The organism is Shewanella sp. SR43-4 (assembly GCF_014163845.1).
GTDB lineage: Bacteria > Pseudomonadota > Gammaproteobacteria > Enterobacterales > Shewanellaceae > Shewanella > Shewanella vesiculosa.
This window is the reverse complement of record NZ_JACJEB010000005.1, coordinates 191314-215707: the sequence shown is the minus strand read 5'-3', so window position 1 is coordinate 215707 and position 24394 is coordinate 191314. Positions and strand designations below refer to the sequence as shown.

At 41.8% G+C, this 24394-nt stretch carries 18 protein-coding genes and 2 pseudogenes; 9 read left to right on the top strand and 11 right to left on the bottom strand.

What is annotated here, in order from left to right; translation table 11 throughout:
- The first annotated feature begins 66 nt into the window (after positions 1–66).
- From gcvT to H5123_RS07600, 4 genes are all read left to right on the top strand, one after another.
- Positions 67–1161, top strand: a complete 1095-nt coding sequence (gene gcvT, locus H5123_RS07615) for a glycine cleavage system aminomethyltransferase GcvT (RefSeq protein WP_182697565.1) — start codon at positions 67–69, stop codon at positions 1159–1161.
- 82 nt (positions 1162–1243) lie between these two features.
- Positions 1244–1633 (top strand): glycine cleavage system protein GcvH, encoded by a 390-nt coding sequence (gene gcvH, locus H5123_RS07610; protein WP_124015465.1) that lies wholly within the window; start codon positions 1244–1246, stop codon positions 1631–1633.
- Positions 1634–1808: 175 nt separating this feature from the next.
- Positions 1809–4697 (top strand): aminomethyl-transferring glycine dehydrogenase, encoded by a 2889-nt coding sequence (gcvP, locus tag H5123_RS07605; RefSeq protein WP_182697564.1) that lies wholly within the window; start codon positions 1809–1811, stop codon positions 4695–4697.
- Positions 4698–5046: 349 nt separating this feature from the next.
- Complete coding sequence (locus tag H5123_RS07600) at positions 5047–5703, top strand: hypothetical protein (RefSeq protein ID WP_182697563.1); 657 nt, start codon at positions 5047–5049, stop codon at positions 5701–5703.
- 112 nt (positions 5704–5815) lie between these two features.
- Here the strand turns inward: H5123_RS07600 and H5123_RS07595 are convergent.
- The 5 genes and pseudogenes from H5123_RS07595 to H5123_RS07575 form a co-directional block, all read right to left on the bottom strand.
- A pseudogene (locus H5123_RS07595) lies at positions 5816–6003 on the bottom strand (IS4 family transposase); the annotation flags it as partial.
- A gap of 144 nt (positions 6004–6147) precedes the next feature.
- A complete protein-coding gene (locus H5123_RS07590) occupies positions 6148–6612 on the bottom strand; it encodes a hypothetical protein (RefSeq protein ID WP_182697562.1) in 465 nt (154 codons plus the stop codon).
- Positions 6603–6953: an STAS-like domain-containing protein gene (locus tag H5123_RS07585; RefSeq protein ID WP_182697561.1), complete on the bottom strand. Its 351-nt coding sequence runs from the start codon at positions 6951–6953 to the stop codon at positions 6603–6605. The genes H5123_RS07590 and H5123_RS07585 overlap by 10 nt, the downstream gene beginning before the upstream one ends.
- The gene (locus H5123_RS07580; protein WP_182697560.1) at positions 6950–8056 is read right to left on the bottom strand and encodes a hypothetical protein; all 1107 of its coding nucleotides are present in this window, start codon (positions 8054–8056) and stop codon (positions 6950–6952) included. Before H5123_RS07580 ends, H5123_RS07585 begins: the two co-directional genes overlap by 4 nt.
- A gap of 151 nt (positions 8057–8207) precedes the next feature.
- Positions 8208–9110 carry a nuclease-related domain-containing protein gene (locus tag H5123_RS07575; RefSeq protein WP_182697559.1) on the bottom strand — a complete coding sequence of 301 codons (903 nt, stop codon included), beginning with the start codon at positions 9108–9110 and terminating at the stop codon, positions 8208–8210.
- A 377-nt stretch (positions 9111–9487) separates the two neighbouring features.
- On the opposite strand from H5123_RS07575, the gene H5123_RS07570 reads away from it, so the two are divergent.
- Positions 9488–10993 carry a S41 family peptidase gene (locus tag H5123_RS07570; RefSeq protein WP_182697558.1) on the top strand — a complete coding sequence of 502 codons (1506 nt, stop codon included), beginning with the start codon at positions 9488–9490 and terminating at the stop codon, positions 10991–10993.
- 204 nt (positions 10994–11197) lie between these two features.
- Here the strand turns inward: H5123_RS07570 and H5123_RS07565 are convergent, their stop codons facing one another.
- The gene (locus tag H5123_RS07565) at positions 11198–12559 is read right to left on the bottom strand and encodes a sensor domain-containing diguanylate cyclase (RefSeq protein WP_182697557.1); all 1362 of its coding nucleotides are present in this window, start codon (positions 12557–12559) and stop codon (positions 11198–11200) included.
- A 426-nt stretch (positions 12560–12985) separates the two neighbouring features.
- Between H5123_RS07565 and H5123_RS07560 the strand changes: the two genes are divergently transcribed.
- Entirely contained in the window at positions 12986–13909 is a 924-nt protein-coding gene (locus H5123_RS07560) for a GyrI-like domain-containing protein (RefSeq protein ID WP_182697556.1), read from the top strand.
- A gap of 252 nt (positions 13910–14161) precedes the next feature.
- Here the strand turns inward: H5123_RS07560 and H5123_RS07555 are convergent, their stop codons facing one another.
- Positions 14162–15355 carry a serine hydrolase gene (locus H5123_RS07555; RefSeq protein ID WP_259395605.1) on the bottom strand — a complete coding sequence of 398 codons (1194 nt, stop codon included), beginning with the start codon at positions 15353–15355 and terminating at the stop codon, positions 14162–14164.
- Positions 15356–15986: 631 nt separating this feature from the next.
- Here H5123_RS07555 and H5123_RS07550 point away from each other — a divergent pair.
- Complete coding sequence (locus H5123_RS07550; RefSeq protein ID WP_182697555.1) at positions 15987–16736, top strand: putative porin; 750 nt, start codon at positions 15987–15989, stop codon at positions 16734–16736.
- 399 nt (positions 16737–17135) lie between these two features.
- Here the strand turns inward: H5123_RS07550 and H5123_RS07545 are convergent, their stop codons facing one another.
- From H5123_RS07545 to H5123_RS07530, 3 genes and pseudogenes are all read right to left on the bottom strand, one after another.
- Entirely contained in the window at positions 17136–17663 is a 528-nt protein-coding gene (locus tag H5123_RS07545; protein WP_182697554.1) for a GDYXXLXY domain-containing protein, read from the bottom strand.
- Positions 17663–18838 (bottom strand): annotated as a pseudogene (locus tag H5123_RS07540) (DUF4401 domain-containing protein). The gene H5123_RS07545 and the pseudogene H5123_RS07540 overlap by 1 nt, the downstream one beginning before the upstream one ends.
- A gap of 10 nt (positions 18839–18848) precedes the next feature.
- On the bottom strand, positions 18849–19976 hold the full coding sequence (locus H5123_RS07530; RefSeq protein WP_182697551.1) for a DUF2157 domain-containing protein: 1128 nt from the start codon (positions 19974–19976) through the stop codon (positions 18849–18851).
- Between the two features lie 558 nt (positions 19977–20534).
- Between H5123_RS07530 and H5123_RS07525 the strand changes: the two genes are divergently transcribed.
- On the top strand, positions 20535–20783 hold the full coding sequence (locus H5123_RS07525; protein ID WP_124015478.1) for a DUF3297 family protein: 249 nt from the start codon (positions 20535–20537) through the stop codon (positions 20781–20783).
- Positions 20784–20990: 207 nt separating this feature from the next.
- Here H5123_RS07525 and H5123_RS07520 read toward each other — a convergent pair whose 3' ends face one another.
- Positions 20991–22982, bottom strand: coding sequence for a methyl-accepting chemotaxis protein (locus H5123_RS07520; RefSeq protein ID WP_124015479.1), 1992 nt, complete (start codon positions 22980–22982; stop codon positions 20991–20993).
- Positions 22983–23708: 726 nt separating this feature from the next.
- Between H5123_RS07520 and H5123_RS07510 the strand changes: the two genes are divergently transcribed.
- Entirely contained in the window at positions 23709–24353 is a 645-nt protein-coding gene (locus tag H5123_RS07510) for a LysE family translocator (RefSeq protein WP_124015480.1), read from the top strand.
- Positions 24354–24394 lie beyond the last annotated feature (41 nt).

The window sequence follows — 24394 nt, the reverse complement described above, 5'->3', positions numbered from 1 at the left end:
GAGTATAATTTTGGCCGCATTTTATCAAAAACCTACATAAGAAAGGCCTCAAAAAAAGGGATAATAATGGCTAGCAAAACCGTACTTTTTAACAAGCATTTAGAATCTAAAGCCAAAATGGTTGATTTCCACGGTTGGGACATGCCGATTAATTACGGCTCTCAAATCGAAGAACACCACGCAGTTCGTCAAGATGCAGGCATGTTCGACGTGTCTCACATGACGGTAGTTGACGTTACCGGCAGAGATGCTTGTGCCTTTTTACGTAAGTTACTTGCTAACGATGTCGCCAAGCTTACCGTACCAGGTAAAGCCCTTTACGGCGGAATGCTAGACGAAAGCGCTGGCATCATCGACGACCTTATCACCTACTACTTAACCGACACTCATTACCGTGTCGTGGTTAACTCCGCAACCCGCGACAAAGACATGGCTTGGATCAACAAGCAAGCTGCAGCATTTGATGTGGTGGTGACTGAACGTCCAGAGCTTGCGATGATTGCCGTGCAAGGCCCTAATGCTAAAGCCAAAGCGGCTAGCGTATTTTCTGCTGAGCAAAATGCTGCCGTTGAAGGCATGAAGCCATTCTTTGGTGTGCAATCTGGCAGCTTATTTATTGCCACCACAGGTTACACAGGTGAAGCGGGCTACGAAATCATAGTGCCAGAAGCCGAAGCAGAAGCCTTATGGCAAGCGCTATTAGATACAGGCGTTAAGCCATGTGGTCTAGGTGCGCGTGATACCTTACGCTTAGAAGCGGGCATGAACCTATACGGTCAAGACATGGACGAGTCAATTAATCCGTTAGCCGCTAACATGGGCTGGACCGTAGCGTGGGAGCCAAGCGATCGTGACTTTATTGGCCGTGACGCACTTACTGCAATTAAAGCGGCTGGCACTGACAAATTAGTCGGTTTAGTCATGGAAGAAAAGGGCGTATTACGCCATGATATGGCTGTTTTTTTTACCGACGCTGAGGGTGTTGAACATCAAGGTGTGATCACCAGCGGGTCGTTTTCGCCAACATTAGGCTATTCTATTGCCATGGCCCGTGTACCTAATGGTATTGGTGCGATAGCTGAAGTTGAAATGCGTAAAAAGCGTGTTAACGTAAAAGTCATCGCCCCAAGTTTTGTACGTAACGGTAAACAAGCTTTCTAAAGATTCAATAAAATGAGTTGCGGTTTACCCAAAAAGAATTTATTGATTAAGTATTAGAACATCTGATTAAGGAACAACAATAATGAGCACTATTCCAGCAGACTTGAAATATGCATCTTCACATGAGTGGATCCGTAAAGAAACAGACGGAAGCTACACAGTGGGTATTACTGAGCATGCTCAAGAGTTACTAGGCGACATGGTATTTGTCGAATTGCCAGAAGTCGGCGACACAGTCACTGCCGGTGAAGATTGCGCCGTAGCAGAATCTGTTAAAGCAGCATCAGACATTTACGCACCGGTTTCAGGTGAGGTGATTGCGGTAAACGAAGCTCTAGAAGATTCACCAGAGCTTGTTAACAGCGATGCTTTTGGTGAAGGCTGGTTCTTCCGCGTTATGCCTTCTGACGAATCAGAAGTTGATGGACTGCTTGATGCCGAAGGTTATCAAGAAGTGATTGACGAAGAATAATCGCCAATGACACAGGAAGCTCCCTAGGGAGCTTCTTTGTTATGTGCAGCTAAAAACAATGACGAGCGCGCAACATAATAAACCCTAAACAGGTTATTCACGTATTACCCATTTTCACCCTAATCCAGTTCTGTGCCCTACAGCCAAAACTGGTCGATTTGGAACAAGGTTTAACATGACCAAGCAAACCCTGACACAACTAGAACAGCACGAACTTTTCCTGACTCGCCACATCGGCCCAAGTGAAGCACAACAACAAGAAATGTTGAACTTTATTGGTGCAGAGTCACTAGAAGATCTCACCGCCCAAACCGTTCCTGGCAAAATTCGTTTACCCCAAGATCTCACTATAGGTGACTCATGTGGCGAAGCCGAAGGTATCGCCTATATCCGTAACATAGCTGACAAAAACACTGTATTTAAAAGCTATATCGGTATGGGTTACTACGGCGTGCAAGTCCCTAATGTCATTTTGCGTAATGTATTTGAAAACCCTGGTTGGTATACGGCTTACACGCCATACCAGCCAGAAATAGCCCAAGGCCGTTTAGAAGCGATTTTAAACTTCCAACAAGTGTCAATGGACCTTACCGGTCTTGACCTTGCGTCAGCCTCATTACTGGACGAAGCCACTGCAGCTGCAGAAGCCATGGCATTAGCCAAACGGGTGTCTAAAGCTAAAAAAGCAAACATCTTCTTTGTGGCCGATGATGTATTTCCACAAACATTAGACGTAGTTAAAACTCGCGCTGAATGTTTTGGTTTTGAAGTAGTTGTTGGTCCAGCAAACGAGTCTGTCAATTACGAATTATTTGGTGCCTTGTTCCAGTACACCAACCGTATTGGTCAAATTACCGATTACACCGAGCTATTTGCCAAGCTACGTGACAACAAAGTCATCGTGACTGTGGCTGCCGACATCATGTCATTGATGTTACTTAAATCACCAGGCGCCATGGGTGCAGACGTGGTATTTGGTAGCGCACAACGTTTTGGCGTACCAATGGGATACGGCGGACCACACGCAGCCTTCTTTGTTGCCCGTGACGAGCACAAACGTTCAATGCCTGGTCGTATTATTGGTGTGTCAAAAGACAGCCGCGGTAACAGCGCATTACGTATGGCCATGCAAACGCGCGAGCAACATATTCGCCGCGAAAAAGCCAACTCAAACATTTGTACTGCGCAAATTTTACTCGCCAATATGGCGTCGTTTTACGCAGTATTCCACGGCCCACAAGGCTTAAAAACCATAGCGTCACGCATTAACCGTTTTGCCGACATTTTAGCAGCAGGCTTAACCGCTAAAGGCGTATCACTGGTTAACACTACCTGGTTTGACACCATCAGTGTTAAAGGTGCCGACCTTGCTGCCATTAATGCCCGCGCGTTAGCGGCACAAGTTAACTTGCGTATCGATGCTGATGGCGTATTTGGTATCAGCGTAGACGAAACCACTATCCGTGCCGACATCGCAGTCTTGTTTGACGTTATCTTAGGCGCAGGCCATGGTTTAGACGTAGCAGCACTCGATGCCGACATCATTGCTAATGGCAGTCAGTCAATCCCTGAAGCCTTAGTACGTCAAGATGCCGTATTAACCCATCCAACGTTTAATCGCTACCAAAGCGAAACCGAGATGATGCGTTATATCAAGCGTCTCGAAAACAAAGATTTAGCCCTAAACCACTCCATGATCTCGTTAGGCTCGTGCACCATGAAGCTCAACGCGGCAGTGGAAATGCTACCGGTAAGCTGGCCAGAATTTGCTAACATGCACCCATTCTGCCCACTAGACCAAGCACAAGGTTACACCCAGTTAATTAACGAGTTGTCTGAGTTTTTAGTGAAAATCACCGGTTATGACGCTGTGTGTATTCAACCAAACTCAGGTGCGCAAGGCGAATACGCGGGTCTGTTAGCGATTAAGAAATACCACGAATCTCGCGGCGACGCGCATCGTAACATCTGCTTAATCCCGCAATCTGCTCACGGTACTAACCCAGCATCAGCGCAACTGGCTGGTATGCAAGTGGTGGTGACTGCTTGTGACAAGCAAGGCAACATCGATTTAGAAGACTTACGTGCTAAAGCATCTGAGCTTGCTGGTAACCTATCGTGCATCATGATCACTTACCCATCGACTCACGGTGTGTATGAAGAATCAATCCGCGAAGTATGCGAAATCGTCCATCAATATGGCGGTCAAGTATACTTAGACGGCGCGAACATGAACGCACAGGTTGGTTTAACATCACCAGGCTTTATCGGTGCTGACGTATCGCATTTAAACCTACACAAAACCTTTGCTATCCCGCACGGCGGCGGTGGTCCAGGTATGGGCCCAATTGGTGTTAAAGCACACCTTGCGCCATTTGTAGCCGGTCACGTAGTGGTTAAGCCTGGGCGCGAAAGCGACCATAACGGCGCCGTATCTGCTGCACCGTATGGTAGTGCCAGCATACTGCCAATCAGCTGGATGTACATTAAGTTGTTAGGCACTAAAGGGGTTAAGCAATCTACCCAAACTGCGCTATTAAACGCTAACTACATCATGAAAAAGCTCGCCCCACATTACCCAGTATTATTTACTGGCCGTAATGAGCGCGTTGCCCATGAATGTATTATCGACTTACGCCCATTAAAAGAAACTTCTGGCGTAACCGAAATGGACATCGCTAAGCGTCTAAACGACTATGGTTTCCATTCACCTACCATGAGCTTCCCAGTAGCAGGAACCTTGATGATTGAGCCTACTGAATCTGAGTCTAAGGTTGAGCTGGATCGTTTCATCGAAGCGATGATTTCTATTCGCGGTGAAATTACCAAGGTAGAAGCAGGCGAGTGGCCAGTGGACAATAACCCACTGCACAATGCACCGCATACGCTGGCTGACATTATGGACCCTGAATTTGATTCACGTCCGTACAGCCGTGAAGTGGCCGTGTTCCCAAGCGCTGCGGTTAAGGCGAATAAGTTTTGGCCAACGGTGAACCGTATTGATGATGTGTATGGGGATCGTAATTTGATGTGTTCGTGCGTACCACTCAGTGACTACGAATAATTGCTGCTTAGTCTTGATAATACTGCTTCAGTTTAAGGTTTTCGCTGCTCATTGACACCAGTCAACTCCGCGGCGAAAACCTCAAACTTCATTGTCTTATCATCGCCAGCGACGCAATTATGGTGGTAATGCACTAATCGTCATTCCCGCAAGGTTTTTGAGCGGGAATCTAAAGCATTAAAAAGCGACCGAAAGGTCGCTTTTTTGTTCGAGAGAATATTTACTCGGGCTCTAGTTGTAATATCAATATTTATTTATTCAATGATTGATAAAATAAAAATATTATCAATTCCTAACCAGGCATGAACAAACAATTATCATGATTTAAGTAATAATAAAGGAAATAAAAATGGATTTTGTATCATGGAAAGAACGTGAGATACACAGAGATAAGTTTTTCATTACTGATGGAATAATTAATAGAAGTCTTTGGGATAAGGCTCCTGTGAAAGTACTGTTTCTGATGAAAGAGGCTTATGAAAGTTCTTCGAATGTAATTGAAGAGTGGGCTCTAAATGATTATTTAGCTGGGAAAAAGCTAAATGAACTAGGTAAGACCATGTGGTGGTCTATGGCGCAGTGGGTTGATGGGATCAATAAGCTTGTTGAAACGGGTGAGGTAAATTCGTTCGATAAGGATTACAAATCGAATCCTAAGATGGAAGAGGCATTCCATAGCTGCGCGATAATAAATATTAAAAAGAGTAGTGGTAACAGCTCTTCATCCAGTGACGACTTATCAACTTACGTAGACAGCGATTGGGATTTACTTATGGAGCAAATTCAAAGTATTAATCCTGATTTAATCATCTGCGGTGCAACATATCCTTTGATCGAATCCAAACTAGTTAAATCTAATCCTAGTGCAGAATGGCTGTATTATGCAAAAGGTTATTTTTTTGTAGATTTTTGGCATCCATCAAACCAATGGCCTTATAAAGTGAAATACTACTCTTTGTTGTCAGCTTTGAATCAATCAAAAGAACTGTGGATGCCTAAGACGTAGCCATTTTAATTACGTAACCTTTAAACTTCATTACCTTATCATCACAGTAACGCCATTATCGTATTAGTGAAGCATAGAAAAATGGGGCTCCCTCAGACTCTGACCCCATTTATTTAATCTTATGTTTTTCCTTTGCTTTATTCGTTATATTCCGGCCAAGTCCTGTGATAGAAAGCGAGCCACCGTACATTGCGCTTTCAATGGCAGCAAACAAACTAAAGCGACGAGTTTTGTGCATTTTTTGCGTTAACGGGGGGGGACAAGTGAGATGCATTTTGATAAAACTTGTTTTGCATTCATGGCATTTACTCGTGATAATTTTCGTTTGGCGATAAATTTGATCACCAAATGCCATGAATGTTCCTCAGTTGTTAATCTATCTCATTATTTTTATTCATTCTTCGGTGGGGGCCCCTCAGACTCTAACCCATTTATTAAAATATTTTAACTATGTATTACTTTTCGTATATTAATTTTTATTTTGTTGCATGAATTTGAGATTTTTAAACACTTTTTAGGTGATGCATTTCGTTTTTTTGATTCAAAATTACCATCTGTAACATGTTCGAAAAGCTGTTCTATTTCGTTTGTTATCTTTAAAGATTCACCACATGTAAATGAACCGTGAATGAATGTAAGCTGTTGAAATAATGGGTTTAAACTGGAGAATCTCATTTTTATTTTGGCTTCTAATAACTTTGAGTTTTTAAGATCTGCCTGATTATATGACCAATACTCTAATGCAGAATCCGCTAACGAGTTTAGTGATTCTATTAATTCACTTTCTATTGATAATATTGAATTTTTTTTTGAGGTTTCTTTCCAGTTTAATCTATTAAATAAGTATGCCGAAAAGGCACCTAATATTGCAGCGATGCTACCTGCAATTACTCTATCGACTATTTCCATGTTTTTGAATTAGCCTTAGATATATATTCTTTTATTTTTTTTGCGAAAAAAGCAAAAGAGCTAACATCTTCACTATCCTCATAGTCAATGACTAGTAAATCTAAAAACTCATCAGGTTCAATATATCCTTTACCTACCATCCCACCAAATGCTTCATCTAAAAATGATGATCCAAAACCTTCAACATCATCAATTGTGATTATGAGTTTTTCATTTTCTTGAAGGTTATTGACTAAGTCCTTAAGTACATTTTCTCTGAAATGCTCACCGGTATAGTCACCATCATCAAAGTACCTTCCTGCTGGTGTGTCAGAAAACTGTAAACCAATATTATAATTCATGAACGGCCTCCTTTTTCTGGGATTTTAACACTCCACACAATCAATGTGCCTAGTATTGGATATTTTAAGGCTTCTTTTTTTGTATGGTGATTTCTATCTATGCAGCTGAATTTATATAGCCCTTTTTGGCTTAAAATTGACATATAGCCATTTCCATACTGTTTGATGAACTCAAGTAAGTCTTGTAAGCCCTTCCCTCGGTTTTCTTGGTCTGTTTGGCTTCGACCCATTTCAACCGCAGCCTCTATAAGTGAAGGGTGGTCATTATATACACTAATTGAGCTCATGTAAGCTTTTGCTCTTTCCCAAAGTTTAGAGCGTGGTAAACTTGACGGTATACCAATACCTTGATCATAAAAAGCTACTTTTAACTCCCTAGTATCATCACAAAATGATGCTGTCATATACCAGTGTTTATTTATCTTCGTTTCTTGAGGATAAGCATGATGAGTTACGTTTGTAATCGCTTCTGATAATGCTTGAAATAACGGTGGACGTTTTACCCTATTACCAACAATCTCTTCTATTTTCTCTCTTAAGTATTTAGCTTTTTTTTCGTCACCAGGAGCACCTTTTATGAATTTTACAATATTCAATTTAGTCGGTTTTGCTTCAAAATTACACTTTTCGAAGTTGAATAGCTCAAAGAAACCTAAATCTGAAAGTTGAGCTTTTACTGAGTCATTCCATTCCTCAGTTTGTGGAACTAACCTTCTTCCAACCTTGTCATTCCATTTATCTATTTCTGCAGTCAACACCAAGCTAGCTGAAGTGGAAATATTTTCAATATTATTAAGGTTAATATTTTTTAATCTATGCCTAACTCCGTTTAAACCGATAAGTTTTCTTATTGAGTTAATTGATCGTACTGATTTTTGATAGTTATCTGAAAAGTTAAGCCTTTTTGGAAAGGTAATTGAATAAGTATATTTTTTAGAATCCAAAACAGAAATAAATTCCTGATTGTCATTGACCCATTTTTTTATAGCAAGTACTGGATTTATTTTGTGTTTAATAATAACCCTTTTGCTAGTAGGAAGGTTTCTCATTTGTATATTATGACTAATTATTCTTTGTCTTTCTCTAAACGTTATCTTTTTCATTGAGGACTTTATTCTATTTTAGATAGTTTAAATGTATAACATGGCTACCCATGGTTATTGATATTTATTCGCTTGAAATGCTTTAAATAAGTCAGGGTAAACTTTTTTAAGATTGACTCAACGCCCCGTTTTTATTTGGTTCACTTAACCATCATTTCCCCACCTCGCTTTTACTCAAACACCGCTGCGCGACTTGATACACAATCGCATCCATTTGTTGTTGGCTGAGAGTTTGGGTTCGGACAGCTGGTATGGTTTTGACCAACTGCTTATGATTTAGGATGGGGAACGGTGGTTTTGTTTGGCTTGTTACAAACCAGCCGGGGAAGACCAGCACTGGGCTGGCGAACACTGGTTGGCCTGTGGCTTTGGTGAGCCATTGGCTGACCCACTTTGCTTGGCGTTCGGCTTGTTCTATGGGTTTGGTTTCCGTCCAAGAAGGGAAGCATAAGCGGCCGTCTTTATAAAATAGTTGGTAGTCTTTACCTTGGGTAGCGCTAGTCGCTTTACTGTCGCGTTTGCGCTTGTGGCGGCCTTTGGTTTCGATGGCGAATACGCCATTTTTACCTATGGCTAAGTGATCGATGTTAAAGCCGTCGGCTTGGATGTCGTGAAACACTTGATAGCCCAAAGCTTGCAAGCCGATGAGCTCATTGGCAGTGGCGATTTCTGCGGTGTGGCCTAAACGTAATTTGGTGAGTTTGGAAAAGTTTTTCCGCGTTTTGTGGCCGCAATATCCTAGGCCAAGGATGACAATTGGAGCGAAAGCGATTGGGAATGAGCTGTCGCTAATATGCTTGACGATACTTTCGTAGGCAAACGGGAACGTTACAACAATAACTGCCATCGTTAGGCCGGCGACGAGATCAAACTGTAAGTCTTGAATTTGTTGCTGTAAGCCATATGCGGGGATTCGCTGGAGTTGCTCGCGATCGACAGGCAGTTTTACCGTGTGGTCACGGTATTTAAGCATTAGGTGCATAATCAACACCATCAAAAACATACCCGAAAGCAAGATGATGGTGGCGAGTACATTAGTGAACAGGTTTGCCATTGTCATCCTTGAAATTTAGTGTGGTTATACAATCGGTTGCTAATATAAATCCATTATATGGCTTGATTAATATACTCCAGTTTTACAAAAATGTAATAAAAAGTAGCCGAAATGTGATTTTTTGTGCTTTAGCTCTAATTGGCACTGGAGATGACGCGTTTACACGAGTTGATGCTAGCTAACATATGCGGGCTTTTTGTGGTTATGGCTGAGATTAAGTGCTGCCACTGTTTGCTTTATTTTATGATTCGAAAGCATCAATAATGTATCGTGATGCTTTGGTGCTTACTGCTGAAATATCAAAAAATGCTGTGTAATCAGTGCTAATACGGTAGACTTTGCCTTAACTTTTAGATAACAAATGGATTTATATTTAGATGCACGGTAAAAGCTTAGTTATTTTAACTCTACTCATCAGCGTGTTTAGTTCTGCGGTTTATGCTCAAGCAGAACCCATTAAACCTGTGTTGGCTGAAGCCAATCCATGGGCTCAGATTGCTCAAACGGACTTAACCTATATCTACCAAACGGTTAAGGCTAATCATCCCGGTGCCATAGATGATCAAAATTTATATTTTTCACAGTGGTTAGAACAAGGTTATCGTGAGGGGGTGGCGCGGGCAAAAAAAGCGACATCGTTACAGGATGTAACCAATAGTTTGAGTTATTTTGTGGCTGGTTTTGCTGATGGTCATTTTGGCATTGCGTTTAATCAACACCCTGATATGCAGTCTTGGGCTGGCATAGGTATTGAAAAACAATTTCAGGATTATAAAGTCTATTACACTGCCGAAGATTGGGGCGGGCGGCTTCCTGCGGTTGGTGCCAAGCTTATTTCTTGTGACAATATTGCGGTCGATACCATGATGAATGAGCATATTCTTAAATATCGATTCAATAACAATCAATTGAATGCGCGCAAAGTCTCTTACGCTAAAAAGTTACTCATCAATGATAAAATTGGTGAATTTACTAGACCAAATAGTTGTGTGTTTGAGTCAAAGGGTGAGCAAACAGCCTTTTCATTGCATTGGCAAAAAATTGATCGTAATGATTTATACCAAACGCTTACTCCTGTGGCGTTACCCAAAGAATTTAGTATTGATGAATTTACACCTAAGCATTATTGGGTCCGGTTGCCCAGTTTTTATCCATCTGGTGCTGATGAAACCAAATTGCAAGCCATGATAATGGCGCTTGCTGGTTTGCGTGATGCAGAACTCGTGGTGTTTGATGTGCGTGGCAATGGTGGTGGCAGTTCGCAGTGGGGCCAAGATTTAATGAGCAGTCTTTATGGTAAAGCTTATATCGCGCAAGTAATGCAAAATAATCCAGATAATAGTTACGCTATGTGGCGTGCAAGTGAAGATAATCATGCTTACCTTGTCAGCTTGAAACCTATGTTAATTCGTCAGTTTGGCGCTGACAGTGATATCACTACTTCGTTTTTACAAACCACTTTAGATATGCGGCAAGCGATAGATAATCAACAATCATTGGTGAAAGAAGCATTGCCTAAAAATAGCCAAGCTTTGCAGGCTGCTGTTAATCGCCATCAGACTGAGAAAAGCCTATACCAAGGTAGTACGATTTTACTTACCGATAAATCTTGCGGCAGTGCGTGTTTAGATTTCGCCGATTTGAGTTTATCAATACCGCAGCTTATTCATGCTGGCCAAGAAACTTCTGCCGATACTGTGTATATGGATGTTCGCGGGATTAATTTACCTAGCAAACTTGGCGCGTTTTCACTGGCGCAAAAAGTATATCGAGATCGAAAAAGAGGCCATAACCAAAGTTTTGTTCCACAGTATCAGTTTAATGGTTCAATGACGGATACACAGGGATTACAACACTGGGTTTTAAGCTTGATAGCTCAGTAATAGTGGCTTAGGTTTGCTATGAGTGAGGGGAGAACATTTCCCCCCCTCACTTAAAGCCATCACATTAGCAATAGCTTTAAATCCGCTTACAGTCTTTATCAATCACTTTTAAGTGTTTTTGAGATGTTTAGATTGAACATCTCATGACACAATAATGACTTGTGCGAAACGGTATTATGTTGATCAGTTAATTCCCTACAAGGGTTATTGAATCGCAGCGACAACGCAATTGCGTCCTGCGGCTTTGGCTTGATATAGGGCGGTATCGGCGGCTATCAGCAAGCCTTGGGCGGTGTCTTCATTATGCTGTAATATTGCATAACCTATGCTGATGGTGACGCTAAGTAATTGGCCCTTATCTTCAACCCTTAACTCACTGACTTTCTGGCGTAACTTTTCAGCTATCAGCATGCCGCCTTCTGCCTCAGTGTGGGGCAACACCACCACAAACTCTTCGCCACCATAACGGGCAACAAAATCTGCGGGTCGATTTAAGCTTAGTTGCAATTGTTTGGCGACGGCCACTAAGCAGCGATCGCCACTCAAATGACCGTGCTTATCGTTAAACGCTTTAAAGTGATCAACATCGACAACCAACAAACACAGCGGCTCTTGGTATCTTTTGGCGTGGTCTATGTCTATTGCCAGTTGTGTTTCTAGATAACGGCGATTAAATAAGCCTGTTAATGTATCTTTTACACTTTGCTGATATAAGGATTCATTGGCTCGGTGGGCTGCGACATACAGACGGTTGACCTCCCATAACAAGGCGAACAGCAATGCCATAGAAGAAACCGAGCTGCTCACTCTTGCAGCATACCAACCTAAACTGAAGCGGGCGCCAGCCAATAGGGTTAACGTGACATCAAGCAGGCTGGCCAGCAACGCCACACTCAGCCATGTGTAAAGCACATTGTTACTGCGTGCCCGTCTTACCATAAAGAATAATGCCAGCACATTTAATCCCCACACCATTAAGGCATAAGGGCTATTTAATAGTTGCTTATAGCTGTCTTTATCAATTAAGACGGGTAATAAATGGCTACCCCATGTGGCGAATAAGGCCAAACCTAAACTAACCAGTAGGGAAATAAATACAAAGGCAATCAGCCAATATTTGATATTGAGATCAGCAGGGTTTTGGTTAATGATTTTTTTCGGGGCAATTAATGCCAGCAAGAGCAAGATCGGAAACGATGCATGCCAAAATACCCAAATCCATACCGCACTTTGCTCCCCTGCATGCAGTAAACCACTAGGCGAAAAAACACCTGGAAACACTAAAAGCTGCACCGTTACTAAAGGGATAAGGAATAAATAAGCACAAGCAACAAACCCTGAGAAAACCTGCCGGTTACTGGCAAACTGCGACAGCAGTAAATAGGCCGTAATACTTTCAAGCAATACCACTGAAGTGCTGTATGCCGGCAAAAAAGGGGCAATATCGACCAAAGGTATTGAAATAAAAGGGCTAATTATCAGCGCTGAGATCAGTAATAATGAGGCGACAAAAAAAGCCGCCCGTTTATGTGGTTGTTTGGATACAAAAGGATAAATGCCCGGCACTACAGCTCGCTAATCGAATGTGTTTATGTGGCCACTATAGGAAAATATCCATGTATTTACCAGCATTCGCGCCCAAAGACCCGTCAGTAAAGTGATCATCTGTGGCTCAGTGCTATTTGGCTTTTAAGCGTTTTATCCCCTCGTTGATGCTAGTTAGGTGCTCGGTTTATCAATGTCATCATGCAAAGCCACTATGGCTGAATTAAAACATGTTTACGGCCTAACCATTTGTCTAGAATACGTTGCCAGAGTAAACTTTTAACATTAACTCAAGTCTCCAGGTTTTATGTAAAATGCCTTAAGAAACATCAAAACGGGTAGGGCGTTAAGCGAAGTACTGGCTTTGTATTAACGATAGCGCTGCGTTATGGTTTCTTACCTGACAGTTGTTCGTTCACGACTTGCCTGCTTAATGATTAGGAACCCATGAATAAAGAATACCAAGTGCGGATCGATCGGGTGCTTCAATATATTGAGGCTAATCTGACTAACCAGATTTCACTAACAGAAGTGGCAAACGTCAGCTATTTTTCGCCTTATCATTTTCATCGTATTTTCTCTGCCATTATGGGGGAGACAGTTAATGATTACATTGTGCGCCGCAGGCTTGAGAAGGCGGTCAACATATTGATTTTTAAAACTCAACTGCCTATCACTCAGGTGGCGTTAGACTGTGGTTTTTCATCCAGTGCTAACTTTTCTAAAGCGGTAAAACTTTATTTTGGCTTTAGCCCGACTGAAATAAGAAACCCAGATAAAATAAAAGATAGCAAGATTGGAAAAATATACAGCAAGTATGGAAAAGTGTTTTGCCCTGCTGATTTGTATCCTAGTCGTATCACCAATGAGGTGACGAAGAGCCCTAATTTAGAGGATACCAATATGAAAGTGGAAGTGAGAGATTTTGATAGCCGACGTGTGTGTATTTTGGCTTCAAAACGCGGTTATGAACCTGAGTCGATATATACCGCATGGGACAAACTGATTGATTGGGCTTCAAGCAATGGCATAACGCAAGATGCGCAACAACGCTTTGCATTTGCTTATGATAATCCAACGATAACACCAGCGGATAAATGCCGTTATGATGCTGCGATAGTCATTGGTAGCAACATAAAGGTTAATCCTCCGTTTACCACATCTGAAATCCCCAAAGGTAAGTATGCGGTACTTTATTTTAAGGGCATGCCTGAAGACACTATCAAGGCTCAACTGGGTCTGTACTCTGATTGGCTGCCAAATAGTGGATTTGAACCTGATAATTTTCCGATGTTAGAACATTATTTGAATGACGCCAGAGTTGACGGTTATGTTGAGATGGAAATTCATGTCAAAGTTAAGACCATTTAATTGCGGTTACAAAAGTGGGGTGGGCAGAACCTGCCTCACTTTTTGTCGTTTAGGTTTTACCTGTGATTGTATTCATGCATAGGTGAAATATAGCTTTATGGCTGACTTATTAAGGATTCCTAGCATAGTTTCATCCTTAAATTTAAATCACTGTAAAACAAAAGCGACCGAATGGTCGCTTTTTTGTTGGTTGAAAAATGCAGCTTTAGCCTTAACCACTTAAATGAACCGTGGGTAAGTCAGTGACCATGTTTATTGCAATGACGCTACAATTTCACGGAAAAACGCGATGGTTTCTTGTTTTGAATTCAACTCATCAAGAAAGCCCAAATCGGCGCTGTTTTTAACTATCACTACATTGTGTTTTTGGTTTACATAAATATATTGCCCGTATACGCCGACACAGAAAAATTCACCTTGTTCGGCTTCTGGCGGTAGCCAGATTTGATAGCCATAACCTAATTTGCCGACTTGAGGTTGTAGGTAATCAGCTTGTGGTGTGGTGGCGGCTTTAATCCAGGCTGCTGACACGATTTGCTTACCATTAAATGCGCCATTGTTCAGTAATAAGCGGCCAAAGCGGGCGTAGTCGCGGGTGGTAACATTTAAGCCGCCTAAGGCAAAGGCAGTGCCCTGGGAGTCGGTAAGCCAATAGGCATCGCTTTCCATGCCAATGGTGTTCCAAATATTTTGCTGTAAAAGCTCGACTAATGATTTACCGCTCACTCGCCTGAGTATCATGCCAATAACGTGGGTGTCCATGCTGACATAATGAAATGCTTTGCCTGGAGCGGACTCATTAACCAGTTCGCTGGTCATTTGATCTAACGAGCCGCCAATCGCCAGTACCCGGCCCATTTTATTAATGTCAGAGTAGAAGTCGAGGTAGTCTTCGTTCCACTTAACTCCAGATGACATTTGCAGTACGTGTTTCACTTTGACATTACCATAACCAGATGTGGCAAGCTCGGGCAGATAAAAGCCGACGGTTTTTTCGATATCAATCTTGCCAGCATCAACCTGCATACCGAACAATATCGATACAAATGATTTGGCCATTGACCACGAGATGCGTTTGTCATCACTTTTCGTGCCGAGAAAGTACTGCTCAAAGGTTATGTTGTCGTCTTTAAGTACCAGTAATGCTGTTGTTGCTCTACGAGTGAGAAAATCGTCAGTATTAGTGACGTGACCTCTATAACGAAATGATTCAGGTAAGGCGGCTAAGTCGACGTCGAACACATAGGGATCGCCTTGTTTGACGATTTTTTTGTTAAAAAAGACATTCTTCATATTGGAAAAATTATCTACCACGAGTGCCTCATCAAATAAGCTGACCACGCTGTATAAGCGAGTAACGCTTTGCCAATTAAACGCGACAAGGATGATGACAATAATAAAAATGCTTAATAAGACAGCTTTGATGAACTTAAACACAGTCGACATTGACGTTTCCTGGTAGATAAAATTGATGTAATGACAATAACCTATAGCGATCATCGACATAAATCAAATGCTTAACAAGCAGGCCGTTGTCGCCCTTGAACGTGATGTGAACCATGCAATAGATCGTAATGTTAAATCCTTAGAATCTGTAGAAATAATATCCTCACCGTGGTGCAGCAATGGTAAGTTGCAGCTGTCTATTTCTATTTAGACACAGCGGTTCAATTTGCTCCGTAATTACAGCGCTTGGTTGCAGAGCTAAAATCGCGGTTGTGTCCAAGTTTTGTTTGATTATCCTCGTGGTTATTGATGATATTATTTACTGTGTGTTTTAAATTAACGTTCAGTTGACGATTTTGTTACGTTTTTCTCTATTGCTAAAGTAGGTGTTGGCAGCGCGTAATACATTATGTGTGATGTATTTTGTTGAAAAATATCAATAACTTCATTTTGTTTGTTTATTTTAGCCCTTCATTACTTTAGAGTATGCGCCGCTAGGAAAGCAGGTTAGCCCGACGGTAAGGTTAGGCTACATTTGAGTTAATGGATAACCCCCACTTTTGATGATTTATCCATGCTTTATATCTGCTTGAACCTCCTAGCGTAAAATAATCAAATAAAGGAATGATTGATGAAAAACGTTACTGCATTAGCACTAGTATTAGGTTTTGTGGCTTTACCAGCTATGGCTGCACAAGATGCACCATTTCACCACGAAGCGGGTTTAGGATATTCTGCTAATACTGAAGAATTCGGTGATGGTCTATGGGACCTTAACTACCGTTTCTATCTTGACTCTGTATCACAAGAAAAAGGTCCATATGCATTAAATGGCTTTTTAGCACAATCTACCAATGTTGGTGCTAGCTATAAAATGCAAGATGATATCGACCTTGATATTTTCTCTGTTGATGGCACTTATGTTTTCGATTCAAAGTGGTTTGTTGGCGCTAAAATCGAACGTTATGATGTTGGTAGTTTTGATACTGACACTTATCAACTTGATCTTGGTTACTACTTCAACGACAGCTCAAAAGTTGCTGCATTCTATGTTGATGGTAGTGATATTGATTCAATCTACGGTCTTGAAGTTCGCAGCTTTATCGATCTAAAAAACACTACTGGTGTTGATTTAGGTGCTAAGTGGACTCATACCGATGCTGACGATATTTTCAATGTTAATGCTGATTGGTATGTAACTAAATCATGGTCTGTTGGTTTAGGTTATGACGATAACGGTTCAGACGATAACTTTACTGCCAAAACAGCTTATTGGTTACGTATGTCAGATGCTTTTTCAGCTACATTTGAGCTAGGAAAAGTACTTGATTCTGACGTAGACGGTTTGTTTGTTGGTGTGGGTGTTGTTGGTCGTTTCTAAGCGCTAGTTAGAAATGATTGATATGTAATTGTTGATATACATCGATGATTAATATAAAAATTAAGGAGCCTTTTAGGCTCCTTAATTTTTGTTTGGTTATTTGTTTTTTAATCCTTATGCAAAGCATTAAGCAGCAATAAGTATTACGTCATTTGGGTCACGTTTAGCATTACGCATCCCGGCAATGCTTACATCCTTGTCATTCTGCTAATACTTACATCTTTGTCATTCCGGTAATTCATTTGAGCCGGAATCCAGGTTTTGACTTTGTTTGTCGGTTGCTTGGGTCCACATTGTTGTAAAGAGTGAAAATGCTAATCCTTCCGATACCACGAAAGTTAGCCTTGAGTCTGATACGCAGGATGCTTAACCTTGTCTTGCAGCATTACTCGCTATCGCTTAAATCCGCTTAAAATCCTTATCGAGCAGGTTACTGACGAGTAATTGTCCTGCTTGATTGACTCTACATTCGCTATATTTTGCTTGTGCAAATTCCTCTACTCGGCCTTCTTCAAAGAAAAATGCGTTACCGGCAAGTTTTACTCTACCGTCACGAATGCGGTACTGAACCAGTCGCTGGGCGGGTGTTAATACCGCGCCACTATAAATGCTGTCAAATTGGGCAATGCGATTGTGGTCGAGAGTGACAATCATAAAGCCATCATGGTTATCGGAGTCTTGCTCGACTGACCAGCTGATCGCAGTCGCAATATCATAATTTAGCTCCATATAGTCGCCTTGCATTAGGGAGCGTGGATCGACGGGGGCCAGTTTGAACAGGATTATTTCGCCATTAGCTAACAGCTGCTCTTGTTGATAGATTTTGTAGTTAATCAGGGCAAGTATCACCACTGCTGCAATAATAGCCCAAAGTGACCGCTTACTCAGCTGACGTGGATTGAGCGCCCCCATGTTATTCGAGGTCATTATGCTTTCTCCTTACTAAGTGGCCTGGGCACTTGACCGCTTTCAACCATAGGGCCCATTTCAGGCGCATTTTCAGTGATATTGTTAGTCTTATTTTTACGCTTACCGCTAGCATTTTTACTTATGGCAAATCTGAGCATTAGTAATACTATGCCGCTGGCCATTAACCACAGAGATTTATCAAACAAGTCGATGTGGAGTGAGTAATAATACATGCCGATAAAGGCGAGTAGGGCACATACCGAAATGATGACTAATTTTCGTTCGTTGTAAAAATAGCCCAGCAGGAGCATCAATACTGCGGCGCTTAATCCGCTCATAACGATGGAAAGTAGGCCGATTAATATTGCCGCGAGGATCACCGTCAACTTGTTGCGAGGACGCACACTAACAACTCGATTGGTATAGTTATCGGTAGTGGAATGGAGCAGGTTAACAATGTGATTCATCAGCCATAGCGTAGATAACAAGCTTATTGTAATGGCCAAATAGTCACTGATGCTGGAGTTAAATGCCATCAATACGCTGGGTCTTTCTATGATATCGCCCATATCAGATAACATGAAATTGGCGAGGAGCAAATTAATAGCAATGGCATAACCTAACATTCTAAGACGCTGATAATACTGCGGCCATCGATAAACGTGCGACCAAATAACCACTAAACTCAGCAGCAATAATGGCAATATTAATAGCGTGACTTGGTTAATCACTAATATAGCCAAAAAGCTAGGCACCATGGCTAATGCAGCCACAAATTGGTTGGTTTTATGAGGAATGATAATCCAGTGAATCATAAACGTGACTAGGTAAATAAGTGCAATCAGGGTCTCATTACTAGATTCTAGCCATTCGTAAATCCCCAAAAGTCACATTATTTGTCCGCTTATGCTAAATGCAAATACCATCTGCAGAATAAACTCTTGCCGATTGGCGCCCAGACGGTAATAAACTAAACAGCTTAGACTTAGTGCGGCACCAAGGCCGATAAACGATTGGTCGATATCGCCAATGATGGATCCACTGACTAGCACACAGGCCAATAAAAACAGCGCCGCAACCCAGCCGCCAATAATTTGCATGGCAATAATGTACCAAGGGCTGGCGAGTGTGGTTTCTGGTGCTGTATTAGTGTTTACCAGTTGGTGGTTAACCAGCGTTTGCCATAATGCCATGGCGTTGAGGTTACTCATCGGCGGCTACCTCAGTTTTAACATCACTATTGCGCGCGTCTTTATGCTCAAGACTTGCCATTTCGCTGAACTGTTTCTGCCATTTTTTTAGCCAATATAAGCTGCCGCTGGTTACACCTACGACTACCATAGCAATCAGAAAAAAACTCGCTATTGAGTCGTTAGATTCTAATAGCGCTTTTGAAAGTAGTGACACAATAGCAGCGCTGATGCTGGTTAATACCAGGGCAAGTGGATATAAGGCGGGGGCGCGATAACGGTACCATATAAATAAGCTAGTCAGGGTGAGTAGGTAAAGTAACGCATAATAAACAGCATGTTCGCTGGCTTCATACTGATAGTTTAAGTCAAAAATGACCCAAATGATTAGCCAGGTAAATACACTTACGCTAGCAAGTAAACTGCTTTTTTCAACCATGGGACAGTTAAAGCGTAATTGGCCAGGCCATTTGCAGCGTTTAGCTATGGTAAATGCTAGGTGGATGACTAAGTTCGTTACGCCAAACATAGAGATTTGTTGGATGTCTTCCTGTAAAAAACTAAACACAGAAGCAAAGGATTGAAGATACAGTCCTTGGCTTATATTGATTAAGACCACCAGCAGTAACCACAACAGATCAAAGCCTGCGATGTAGGCAAAGGGTAAAATTAACACTGCCCAAATAGCAAATAGTTGCCAAGGATCTGCACCGGTTTGGTATGTTTGTCCCACCAGTGCCAGTAATGCCCCAAGCATGATGCTGGCACCGAGTAACATGGCATTGGGCAAGCTCCAGCCATAAACATTTTGGCTCTGTTGTTTAAGAGGGGGTTGTGGTGAATGCTGCTTTTTTTGCATGCGGTTAATCAGATAAAACCCACTAATAAACAAAGCAAATAACCCTTCGACTATGGCAAATTTACTCAGGTGCGCTAGTGCGTCCCAATTGAACGCCATGAAAAATATCATCCCAGCGCTAAGTAGCAATACCCCAAGATAGAGTAATATATTGGCAATTAATTGTTGCCAATTTTCTGTGTTTGGGTGTGGATAAGCTACTAACATTGCAGCTTTAAGGTTTGTGGGCTCGATTTTGTTGTCTAAAAACCATTGCCATATGTGTGAACGTTTTTCAATCATCCTTGTTCGTTATCCTTTTTCTGAATCAATAGCCGTCCTAGTTTGCTCGTACTAACTCTAATTCAAGCTCACGTTATTGATATGCAATTTATAGCTATGGAAAAAATCAAACAGTGTTTTAAACATAGCTCATCTGCTGAGCACTTTTCATTAATATTAGCCCTTATCATGAGAGCTTAAACTGGGACTCTTGCCTAACAGATGGCATCGCGAGTGTTGTGTAGACAGTAACCGATATTGATTGCGGCTATCAACGACTATTTGCCGATACGATACTGATTTTGCTATTAATATCATCACAGCTGCCGGCGCTTGGTCTCTGGAGTAGGCAACAAAATGGCAGCAATAGCTTTTATACCTCACATGCGTTACTTGCCGTGATGTAACACTGCGCTGGTGTACATGAGGTTACTGATTAAATCCGTTTTTAAGCCATTGATGAGACATCATTTATATTAGTATCTTCTAGTGGCGACTCACATTTATAGCAGTCGCTATTGAGCATCAGGCTGGTATTGCCTACAATAGCGCACGTTTTATTAACTACAGCACAAGACAATGAACGACACTACAGCTAAACCTGCTTTACCTGATCGCCTTAGCGTTAATCCACGTAGCCCACATCATGTGGAAGCCGTTTTCGAACACGAGATTGGTATTTTACTTAATGGCAAAGAGCGTAATGATGTTGAAGAATATTGCATCAGCGAAGGTTGGGTAAAAGTTGCCTCGCACAAAGCATTAGATCGTCGCGGCCAACCGCTTACGATGACAGTAAAAGGCAAGGTTGAAGCGTTCTATAAGTAGAACTGAGCATTATCTCTGAGCCTATTTATTCACTGTGTAAAAAAGCGAACCTGACAAGGTTCGCTTTTTTGTTAGGCGCGTAGCGATATTTTACCGTGGCGATGGCTTCTGTTTCATAGCTTGGTGCTGTGTTAAAGCCCATTACCTGAGTATATGTTGACTCGTTTGCTCATGCTCAAAAACACAGTTGCTCAACACTCTTTATGGCTAAGCATAACCTTTACTCAAGTCATATAAACGATTTGATAACTCTGATGATGAACTACTGACATTCGCTAATTCAAGCGCATCTTTAGCATTTAAGTCATTACTGACTCTAATGTTTTCGGCTAGTTGGTTAATTTCGCCCGATACGCTTGATTGTTCACTGGCGGCCATCGCGATATGCGAGGTACTGCTACTGATGTCACTAAATACTTCAATAATTTCGTTAAACCCTGCAATTACTTTTTCTGATCGAGCTAAAGATTCTACGGATAAGGACTGTGAACTGACGATGATGTTCACGCCCTGACTAGCCGATGTTTGCAGCTGCGCGATCATCGCTTCAATCTTACTGGCTGACTCTTGAGAGCGGCCTGCGAGGGTTCTTACTTCATCGGCAACCACCGCAAATCCGCGCCCTTGTTCACCCGCTCTAGCGGCTTCAATGGCGGCATTCAATGCTAACAAATTGGTTTGCTCTGAAATACTCTTAATCACATCTAACATGGTTCCCATTTGTTGCGAGTCAGAAGCAAGACGATTAATAATATCGGCTGTTTTTTGGAGTACTTGTGACAGCTCTTGGTTAGCTTTACTGTTTTCTTCGACATCAACCATGCGCCGTTGAATAAGCCCTTGGGATTCGTCGACGGTTTCTGATGTTGATTTTGTGTTTCGTGCCACTTCGGCAGCGCTGGCAGACATTTCAGTGATGGCCGCTGCGAGCATGTGGTTTTCTGTGAGTTGTGATTCTGCCCGCTGTTTTAGCATAGAAGACATTTCATTGAGCTGTTTGGCTCTATCTTTGGCTTCTACCGCTTCGTTTGCTATTTGTCCAAGCAAGCCTTTGAGATGTTCACTATATTGATTAACCGCTTGTTTTAATTTACCTATTTCATCATAGCGATCTATCTTGAGCGTTGCAGCAGAACCGCCACTGATTAACATGCGAATTTGCGCAGTGGTCTCATTGACCCATTGCATCACTTTGTTAGCATTAAAAATTAGAATACCAACAAAGAACAGCAGCATCGGAATGAGCGTCGCATATAAACTAAAGCTTAAGTCGCTGATAGGTTTTTGGATAATGGGATCAGGCAAAACAATACCAATTTTCATGCCTTCTTCGGCCATGTCCATTATTGCCAACATAGAACCACTGTCTTCTACTACGCCCTCTGGTAAGTGGATAATGGTCTGGCCGCTGTTGATTGCGCTCAACAGTGGTTGAAGGCTGCTATCTTGGGCGGCGACCTCACTGAATTTTTTCATATCAAGTGATGATGAGCGAATACTTGGAAAGCTGATTATTTGATTGTTTTGGCCCAATACAAAGTTAAAACCGCCTGACTCTTGGTTTTGGCGCTTAAATAATTTATCTAAACCCGCTAGCATTAAATCAACGGTTGCGACGCCCCAAAACTTACCTGCTCGATTGATCGCGACAGTACAGGTCACCATAGCCGTGCCACTGACAGGGTCTTCATAAGCTTCAGACCAACCACACTGTCCGGTTTTAAGTGAACGCCCAGCGATATACCAAGCTTCGTTGTGATAGCCTGGACCATCAGGCTTATTGTAATCATCAATTTTGTCTAATTGCCCTGAAGCATTACGTGCCCAAAAAAAGGATTTTAATGCCACACCAGAGCTAAACGCATTAGGTTCTGGCCAAATCCCACCACCAGCGATATTGCCATTGCCAAATTGGTCAATGATTTTGGGAAATAACGCGCTAAATTGCTGCTCGTCTAAGGGTAAGGTTTCTGCTAATGAGGCTAAGCTTTGGGTTAGCACCGAACCTTTGCTTAGTTCAATTCTCACCTCGTTGACACTGGCCGAAATACGCAGTAATTCTTTCTTTTCAACTTCTTTTTGAATTACCGGTAATGCTAAGGTCTGCATTACAATATAAATAAGCATAATCACTGTGACTAATAAGCCCACACTAAGATACTTTGCTTTTTGTGCAATCAATAACGTTTGCTTTTCCATAAAAGGGTTACCCTGCGCGAGCTCGCTGAACCGAATGTTACTTTAACTTTAGTCTAGGTTGTTGGTTTTATGTTAATACTTTAGTTACCATTTTTTACATTTATTGTTATATCGTCATCGACAACTGCCACGCTTAAGTCAACCTTGCCAAGGGTGTGTTACTTTTAGCGCATATTTAGCCGTTGTGGTTGCCTTAGCGTTAAACCACTAAGCCGCATCATGTGGCTGTCATTTTCGAATTTGAGATTTGAGATTTGAGATAGGGATGGTGTTTAATGGCAAAGAGCGGACAGATGTTGAAGCAGGTTGCAGCAGTGAAGGTTGAGTAAAAGCCGCCTCGAAAGCATTAGATCGACGCGGCCAACCGCTTAAGATGACACCGACTTTACGTAAGGCTTATTCCATCTTCACTAAGTGTTGAAAACAACAGGCTAGCTGTAATGACGGACCTGATATTTATTCACGGAATATTTTTTAACTTTATATACATGAAATATAATAGTTTATTGCTATTTTGTTATTATAACTAATTAGTCTGTTGTAACAGAAATAGCGAGTTCAAGGGTAGTGTTTGTGCATCATGTATTTCATTACTTTATCTGTAAACAATCTCTGCCAACCATTACAGTGCTTAAACACTGGATGTTCCCCATCATGACTTTCATTCATGTTGAATAGCTGTAGAATCCGCGCCTTGTTTTACCGCTAACCAATATTTGTGTATTTATGATGATAGATCTGGCTTTGCTGCCTTTATATTTAACCACTGTGGTCGCGTTATTGTTAATCCCTGGGCCTGACATGTTGTTGATCGCCAGTTCGAGTTTGAGCTATGGTCGCAAAGTGGGTGTGTATGCCAGCTTTGGTAATGCGACTTCTGGTTTAATTTTAACCTTGCTTGCAGCTATGGGCGTTTCTGCTCTTGTGGCGATGAATCCAATTGCGTTAGAGCTGTTAAGGGTATTGGGCGGAGCGTATTTATTGAAAATGGGCTGGGATTGCATGCGCAGTGGTGCCAGCGATGCGCCCGAGTTTAGCCAGCAAGGTAATGTCGCTAAACTACTTTATCGTCGTGCGGTGCTGAGCAATTTACTTAATCCTAAAGCACTGATCTTTTTTGTGTTGTTTCTGCCCCAGTTTGTTTCTACCCAACTCACTGCCAGTTCAGGTGAACAGATGCTGGCACTCGGTTTACTGCTGAACGTAATGGGCTTGACGTTCAATTTGCTGTTGGTGGCATTAGTGGGCAGTTTGGGCAAACCATTGCTGAAAAATGAAAAGTTTCGTGCTTATCAAAATAAGTTTATGGGGATAATATTTTTTGCTTTAGCCATTTGGTTACTGGCATCGCAAGTGCAGAGTATTGCTTAACCATTACGGTTAAAGAGGCCATTAACTAAAAACCACGGTCA